At 69.4% G+C, this 7281-nt stretch carries 9 protein-coding genes; 8 read left to right on the top strand and 1 reads right to left on the bottom strand.

The genetic code is table 11. The annotated features are described in order from the left end of the window. The first annotated feature begins 359 nt into the window (after positions 1 to 359). Both ACFQ36_RS19005 and ACFQ36_RS19000 read left to right on the top strand, forming a co-directional pair. Positions 360 to 503 (top strand): hypothetical protein, encoded by a 144-nt coding sequence (locus ACFQ36_RS19005; RefSeq protein ID WP_377016463.1) that lies wholly within the window; start codon positions 360 to 362, stop codon positions 501 to 503. Between the two features lie 144 nt (positions 504 to 647). Beyond that, positions 648 to 1430 carry a VOC family protein gene (locus ACFQ36_RS19000; protein WP_377016461.1) on the top strand — a complete coding sequence of 261 codons (783 nt, stop codon included), beginning with the start codon at positions 648 to 650 and terminating at the stop codon, positions 1428 to 1430. A 92-nt stretch (positions 1431 to 1522) separates the two neighbouring features. On the opposite strand, the gene ACFQ36_RS18995 is transcribed toward ACFQ36_RS19000, so the two are convergent. Further along, positions 1523 to 2344, bottom strand: a complete 822-nt coding sequence (locus ACFQ36_RS18995; RefSeq protein WP_377016459.1) for an SRPBCC family protein — start codon at positions 2342 to 2344, stop codon at positions 1523 to 1525. 312 nt (positions 2345 to 2656) lie between these two features. Between ACFQ36_RS18995 and ACFQ36_RS18990 the strand changes: the two genes are divergently transcribed. The 6 genes from ACFQ36_RS18990 to ACFQ36_RS18965 form a co-directional block, all read left to right on the top strand. After that, complete coding sequence (locus ACFQ36_RS18990; RefSeq protein ID WP_377016457.1) at positions 2657 to 3289, top strand: acetate uptake transporter; 633 nt, start codon at positions 2657 to 2659, stop codon at positions 3287 to 3289. 6 nt (positions 3290 to 3295) lie between these two features. Continuing rightward, positions 3296 to 5263 (top strand): acetate--CoA ligase, encoded by a 1968-nt coding sequence (gene acs, locus ACFQ36_RS18985; RefSeq protein ID WP_377016455.1) that lies wholly within the window; start codon positions 3296 to 3298, stop codon positions 5261 to 5263. Positions 5264 to 5277: 14 nt separating this feature from the next. Next, positions 5278 to 6138, top strand: coding sequence for a hypothetical protein (locus ACFQ36_RS18980; protein WP_377016453.1), 861 nt, complete (start codon positions 5278 to 5280; stop codon positions 6136 to 6138). A gap of 63 nt (positions 6139 to 6201) precedes the next feature. After that, a complete protein-coding gene (locus ACFQ36_RS18975) occupies positions 6202 to 6630 on the top strand; it encodes a hypothetical protein (protein WP_377016451.1) in 429 nt (142 codons plus the stop codon). Then, positions 6624 to 6857 carry a helix-turn-helix transcriptional regulator gene (locus ACFQ36_RS18970; RefSeq protein WP_377016449.1) on the top strand — a complete coding sequence of 78 codons (234 nt, stop codon included), beginning with the start codon at positions 6624 to 6626 and terminating at the stop codon, positions 6855 to 6857. The genes ACFQ36_RS18975 and ACFQ36_RS18970 overlap by 7 nt, the downstream gene beginning before the upstream one ends. Continuing rightward, a partial coding sequence (locus ACFQ36_RS18965) for an alcohol dehydrogenase catalytic domain-containing protein (protein WP_377016447.1) occupies positions 6854 to 7281 on the top strand: 428 nt, incomplete at its 3' end. The genes ACFQ36_RS18970 and ACFQ36_RS18965, both read left to right, overlap by 4 nt.

The following is a 7281-nucleotide window of genomic DNA, read 5'->3' as shown; positions in this document are numbered from 1 at the left end:
CGCCGCGGGCACGGCGGCGTGTGCGGCGGTGCCGCCGGCCAGCAGCGGCAGGGCGGCCAACCCTGCCGCCCCGGCCCCCACCGTCTTCAGCAGTGTCCGGCGGTCCGGGGAAGCGGAACTGGTTCCGGTCATGGGAATCTCCTCGGGATGCACCAACAACATGCTCCGGTCCGCGCCTCCCCCGGGACCGCCGGGCTGAAGCCTTACCCCACCAATGGTGGACCGCCGGGGCCGTTTGGGACAGTGCGCCCGGGAAATCCGGCTCAACCGGTCATCGCACCGCTTCGGTACGCGAACCGCCCCGGGGCCCGTGACGGTGTTTGACCGGTGAAGGGCCGTCCCGCAGCATTCGAGCGGAGATGACGGCGGCGCGGGGGCACCGCACGGACGAACAGCCCCTCCAGCGGCTGCGCATCCGCGAGGCGGTGGAAAACCGGGCGGCCCGGCGGGACGGGGAATGGAAGTTCGTGCTCCGCCAGCCCACTACGAAGCCGACCCGCTGACGCCCGCGGTTCCCCGTACAGACGCGGTTCGCGCCGGCCGGCGAGTAGGACAACTGCCGAAAATCCCACAGTCCTACCGCACCTTCCCGCGGCCGCCTAGACTCGCATCTGTCTCCACTACTATCCCGCGGACAGGAGCACCCTATGCCCACGCCCGATATTGCCCCCGGCGCACCCTGCTGGATCGACCTGATGACTTCGGACCCTGAACGGGCCCAAAACTTCTATGCCGAACTCTTCGGCTGGACGTACGAAACCGGGGATGAGGAAAAGTACGGCGGCTACGTCATGGCCTTCAAGAACGGACAGCCGGTAGCCGGCTTGATGAAGAACGACGGGCAGTCCGGCTACCCCGACGCCTGGAACACGTACCTGCGCGTCGAGGACATCGAGTCCGTGACGGACGCGGCGGCCAGCCACGGAGGGCAGGTCTTCGTGGCGCCCATGGAAGTTCCCGAACAGGGCCGGATGGCCATGCTCGGCGACCCGGGCGGGGCCGCCGTCGGCCTTTGGCAATTCGGCGGGCACACCGGCTTCAAGATCCACGACGAGTCCGGCGCCCCGGTGTGGCACGAGCTGCACACCCGGGACTACCCGGCCACGGTGAAGTTCTACCAGGACGTCTTCGGCTGGAACACGGACGTCATGAGCGACACCCCGGAGTTCCGCTACACCACCCTCGGCGCCGGGGACGATGCCGCTGCCGGCATCATGGATGCCTCGGCGTTCCTGCCCGAGGGTGTGCCCTCCAGCTGGCAGGTGTACTTCGGAGTCGACAACGCCGACGCCACGGTGGAGAAAGCCCTCGCGCTCGGGGGCCAGCTCGTCCAGGCCGCCGAAGACACTCCCTTCGGCCGGATGGCGACCCTGACGGACCCGACCGGAGCAACGTTCAAGATCAACGAGGTCAAACCGGCAGCCGGCTGAGCCCAGGACTTCACCCAGCAGCACCTGGCGTCCGGTTCCGCACCCGGCCGCGCCGGCCCCGGTGGTTGGGCGGCGCGGCCGGGTGCGGATTTCTAGATTCCGCTGCCCCGGGCCCGGTCGTCGCCGGCCGCTTCCTCCGGCGGCCGGACCGCATTGGCGGCGGATTCCTCGGATACAGGCACGCCTTCCGGGCTGGGAGGCGGCGCCATCTCGACCACCGGCGTGGTGTCCGACGGGGTGGCCGTCGTCATCCCGCCCACCGGGGTCATGTCCCGGGGGGCGGCCGCCGTCTCGTCGTCGGCGTCCTTCCCGGAGGCGGCCGCGGCCACACCGGCAGCGGCCGCGGCGGCAGCTGCTACGCCGACGCCGGCAGCGGCCACCTTTCCCGACACCCCTGCCTTGCCGCTGTCCCCGCGCGAGGCGGCGGCATCCTGAACGCCCGGGGTTCCCGCGGCCGCACCTTCGTTGATCGAACCGCGCCAGGCACCGGTGGCATAGCCCTCGGACTCGATGAACTCCTTGAACCTTTTCAGGTCGGCCTCGGCCTGCTTCTCGACCACGTTGAGCTTGTCGCCGACCTGCTCCACCAGGCCCTCGGGCTCGTATTCAAGCGACAGGCGCACCGACGTCTGGCCGCCGCCCATGTCCTCGAAGGTCACCGCCCCGGCGTTCGTCGCGCCCTCGGTCGCCGCCCAGGCGACCTTGTGGTCCGGCACCTGCTCCAGGATCCTCGCCTGCCACTGCCGGCGGACACCGGCGATCTCGGCCACCCACTCCAGCCGGTCATCGCCGAGCTGCTTCACGCTCTTCACACCGCCCATGAAGTGGGGAAAGTCCTCAAACTGGGTCCATTGGTTGTAAGCCGTGCCTACCGGAACGTTGACCAGGATCTGCTTCTCGACCTTCGTGCTCATGGCTTCTCCTTTGACTCGAAAAGGCGGCTGGAGGCCTCCAGTTACTCAGCATGCTTACCATATCCTCCCCGTCCACCGCCGGCCAGTGTCCAGGCGCCCGCCTGCCTGCCCGAACGGCAGCACGGTATCGCACGACCTTTACGCCTTGCCCCCGCGGTGATCGCCAGGCTCGGATCCATCCGCCGCCTGCGCTCCCGGCACGACCAGCCGCGGCTGCGGCCCGGGGCCGGAACGGATAAGTTGCATTTGCGGTGCTAGTCTGATATGGGGCGCACTCTAGGAACGCATTGCAGGACCTTAAGGAGTCGAACCATGAGCGTCGAGCCGGAATCCGCAGCGGGATCCGTCCGCCCTGCCGGCCTCCAGGCACCGGTTTCCGCCGCGGCAGCAATTGCCGATCCGGCGGCACTGGGTCTGGCCGCCTTTGCCCTGACGACCTTCGTGCTGAGTTTCTTCAACGCCGGACTGATCCCCCGTACCGCCGAAGGGGTGGTCTTCGGCCTCGCCCTCTTCTACGGCGGCCTCGCCCAGTTCGCCGCGGGCCTCTGGGAATTCGCCAAGGGGAATACCTTCGGCGCCACCGCCTTCTGTTCATACGGCGGGTTCTGGATGGCCTTTGCGTTCCTGGCCCGCTTTACCGACCTCAGCGGGGCCGGGGCCGATGCCGAAAAGGGCGTGGGGCTGTTCCTGCTGGCCTGGGGCATTTTCACCCTGTACATGACCGTCGCCGCCTGGCGCACCAACATGGCCGTTTTCGCCGTCTTCGTCTTCCTGACCCTGACCTTTTTCGCCCTGGCCATCGGTGCCTTCAGCGGGGCGGCAGTCATGACCCGTCTCGGCGGCTGGCTCGGCATCCTGACGGCGCTGCTGGCCTGGTACGCCTCCTTCGCCGTCGTCGCCAATTTCACCTTCAAGCGGACGCTACTGCCCGTCTGGCCCAAGTGAGGAACCATGGCACAGCAATCGGGACCGGCCGACGAAACCCTTTCCAACCTGCTCCACGAAAACCGCCGCTTCGAACCGCCGCCGGAGTTCGCCGCCCACGCGAACGCCACCGCGGACGCCTATGCCGAGGCAGCCCGGGACCGGCTCGGATTCTGGGACCGGCAGGCCCGGCGCCTGGACTGGGCCGAGCCGTGGACCGAGGTGCTGGATTGGTCGCAGGCGCCGTTCGCCAAATGGTTTGTCGGCGGCAGGCTCAACGCGGCCCACAACTGCCTGGACCGCCATGTGGCCGCAGGCCGCGGGGACAAGGTCGCCTACTACTTCGAGGGCGAGGGCGGCGACACCCGCACCATCACCTACGCGCAGCTGACGGACATGGTCTGCCAGGCGGCGAACGTGCTCACGGAGCTGGGCGTGCAGACCGGGGACCGGGTGGCCATCTACATGCCCATGATCCCCGAAACCGTCGTGGCCATGCTGGCCTGCGCCCGGATCGGCGCCCCGCACACCGTGGTCTTCGGCGGCTTCTCCTCCGACGCGCTGAAAACCCGGATCCACGACTGCGACGCGCGGATCGTCATTACGGCCGACGGCGGCTACCGCCGCGGCAAGGCGTCGGCCCTGAAGCCGGCGGTGGACGAGGCGCTGGCCGACTGCCCCGAGGTGCGCAACGTGCTGGTGGTGCGCCGGACCGGCCAGGACATCGACTGGACCGAGGGCCGGGACCTGTGGTGGCACGAGACCGTCGAGACGGCCAGCACGGAGCACCGGGCGCAGGCCTTCGACGCCGAGCACCCGCTGTACATCATGTACACCTCCGGCACCACGGGCAAGCCCAAGGGCATCCTGCACACCACCGGCGGCTACCTGGCCGGCTGCGCCTATACGCACTGGGCGGTCTTCGACCTCAAGCCGGAGACCGATGTGTTCTGGACGGCGGCAGACATCGGCTGGGTCACCGGCCACAGCTACATTGTCTACGGGCCGCTGGCCAACGGCGCCACCTCGGTGCTCTACGAAGGCACCCCGGACACACCCCACCAGGGCCGCTGGTGGGAAATCATCGACAAGTACAACGTGTCGATCCTCTACTGCGCCCCCACCGCCATCCGCACCTTCATGAAGTGGGGCGCGCAGATCCCGGCCAAATTCGACCTGTCCAGCCTGCGGCTGATCGGCTCGGTCGGGGAACCGATCAACCCCGAGGCCTACATCTGGTACCGCGAGCACATCGGCCACAACCGCACCCCGGTGGTGGACACCTGGTGGCAGACCGAGACCGGGGCCATCATGATCAGCCCGCTGCCCGGGGTCACCGCCGGCAAACCCGGGGCCGCCATGGCCGCGCTGCCCGGCATCGGGGCGGACGTGGTGGACGACGAGGGTAGGTCCGTGCCGAACGGCTCCGGCGGCTACCTGGTGCTGACCGAGCCCTGGCCGTCCATGCTGCGCACCATCTGGGGCGACGAGCAGCGCTACAAGGACACCTACTGGTCCCGGTTCCCCGGCCTCTACTTCGCCGGCGACGGCGCGAAGAAGGACGAGGACGGGGACATCTGGGTGCTGGGCCGGGTGGACGACGTGATGAACGTGTCCGGGCACCGGCTGTCCACCACCGAGATCGAGTCGGCCCTGGTCTCGCACCCGAAGGTGGCCGAGGCCGCCGTCGTCGGCTCCAGCGACGAGACCACCGGCCAGGCCATCGTCGCGTTCGTGATCCTGCGCCAGGATGCCGGCGGCGGCGGTGAGGACATCGTGGGCGAGCTGCGCGAGCACGTGGCCAAGGAGATCGGCAAGCTGGCCCGGCCCCGCCAGATCATGGTCGTCTCCGAGCTGCCCAAGACCCGGTCCGGCAAGATCATGCGGCGGCTGCTGCAGGACGTGGCCGAGCACCGCGCGATCGGGGACGTGACCACCCTGGCGGACTCCAGCGTCATGGACCTGATCCGGTCCGGGATGGAGCACGGCACGTAGGGACTTCCTGGCGCATGGCTGACGACGACATGGCGACTCCCCGGGCGCTGATAGCCGATTTCGAGGAACACGCCGGGCTCCCTCCGGGCGCAGGCGAGCGCTTCTCCGGCTACGGCGTGCTGGGCCTGCCGTTCAGTTCCGGGCACGTCCTGGCCCTGCGGCGCTTCCCCGCCTCCTCGCTCGGCCCCGGCTACACCTCGGTGTGGCTGCGCACCCCGGCCGGGTCCTGGGTCATGTATGCGACCGTGGCCCCCTCCCTGTCCTGCCCGCGGTTCTTCGGGAGCGCCCTCGAGGCCGCCTCGGTGCACGAGATTTCCCTTGCCTGGCGCGATGACGCTTGCCTTACCGTCGGCATCGGGGACGACGTGGATCTGGAATGGGACATCCGCCTCGGCTCGACCCCTGCGACCCGCCTGATGACTGCCCTCGCCGGCGCCCTGCCGGACCAGCTGTGGCGCCGGCGGCTGGTCCTGAGGGCCATCGCGGCGGTGGCCGGCCCGTCCCTGCGGGCAGGCCGGATCGGGCTGACGGGCCGGGCGTCCAACCGCCAGCACTTCAGCGCCCGGCCGCAGCGGCTGTGGCTGATCCGGGAAAGCCGCGCCCTCCTGCACGGACAGGACCTTGGCACCATCAGGGCCCTGCCGGCCCAGGCCCGGCTGGGCGATTTCCGGCTGCCGCAGCGCGGCCTCTTCATGGCCGGCTCGGTGGTGTTCGAATCCTTCGACCCGGCGCGGCACCTGCAGGCTCCGGCTCCCGGGACGGCGCCCAGAGGCCGGTCCCGGATCCAGGGGACGTTGCACCCGGCCGGCCGCTTGGTCAGATCGGCCAGCACGCGGCCGCATCCCGAGCTCCTGAACAAAGTCATTGATTCTTGACGTTGTGTCAAATATTCTTGACATCAGTCCGTACCGGGGACCGTGAGGCTGCGAGGAGCAGGAATGGGTTCTGAGGAGAGAAGCACCTGGATCATGCTGGTGGTCGCCATTGTGGCCTATGCCAGCTACCTCGCCGTCGTTTTGGGCCGGGCGGGCGACGTTCCGCTCGCCGAGGTGCCGTACGTGGCGCCGATGCTGTGGAGCATCGGCGGGGCCATCGCCGTCTCGATCGTGCTGAACATCGCGGCCGGCATCGTCCTGCGCGACGGCGCGGGCAAGAAGGACCAGCGGGACCGGGAGATCTACCGCTTCGGCGAGTATACCGGCCAGGCGTTCCTCGTCCTGGGCGGCGTCGCCGCGCTGGTCATGGCCCTGGCCGAGGTCCCCCATTTCTGGATCGCCAACGCGCTCTACCTCGCGTTTGTCCTGTCCGCGGTCCTCGCCTCCGCCGCCAAGCTCGTCGCCTACCGCCGGGGCCTGCCGGCATGGTGAAGCCGACCAGGGTCACCAACGACATCCGCCGGCTGCGCTTCGGGCACGGCGAGATGACCCAGGCCGAACTGGCCGGACGCCTTGGCGTGACCCGCCAGACCGTCATCGCCATCGAGCAGGGCCGCTATTCGCCCTCGCTCGAACTGGCCTTCCAGATCGCCCGGGTGTTCGGGGTGCCGCTGGACGAAGTGTTCCACTATCCGGCAGGAGAAGGAGAAACCCCATGAAAGCGATTGTGCAGGATGTGTACGGCTCCCCCGAGGTCCTGCGCCTGGCGGACATCGATACCCCGGAGGCCGGCGACGACGACGTGCTCGTCCGGGTCCGGGCGGCCGGGGTCGACGCCGGCGTCTGGCATTTGATGGCCGGCCGGCCGTACCTGCTGCGCCTGTTCGGCTTCGGGCTGCGCGGCCCCCGGGTGCGCGTGCGGGGACGGGACGTCGCCGGCACCGTCGCCGCCGTCGGACGCAACGTGACCCGGTTCCGGCCCGGCGACGAGGTGTTCGGCACCTGCCTTGAGGGCAGCTACGCCGAGTACGCGCGCACCAAACAGGACCGGCTCGAGCACAAGCCGGCGAACCTGGACTTCGAACAGGCCGCGGCGGTGCCGGTCTCGGCCTGCGCGGCCCTGCACGGCCTGCGCGATGCCGG

The organism is Arthrobacter sp. GCM10027362 (assembly GCF_042679445.1).
Lineage (GTDB): Bacteria > Actinomycetota > Actinomycetes > Actinomycetales > Micrococcaceae > Crystallibacter.
This window is presented reverse-complemented; position numbering and strand designations above follow the sequence as displayed.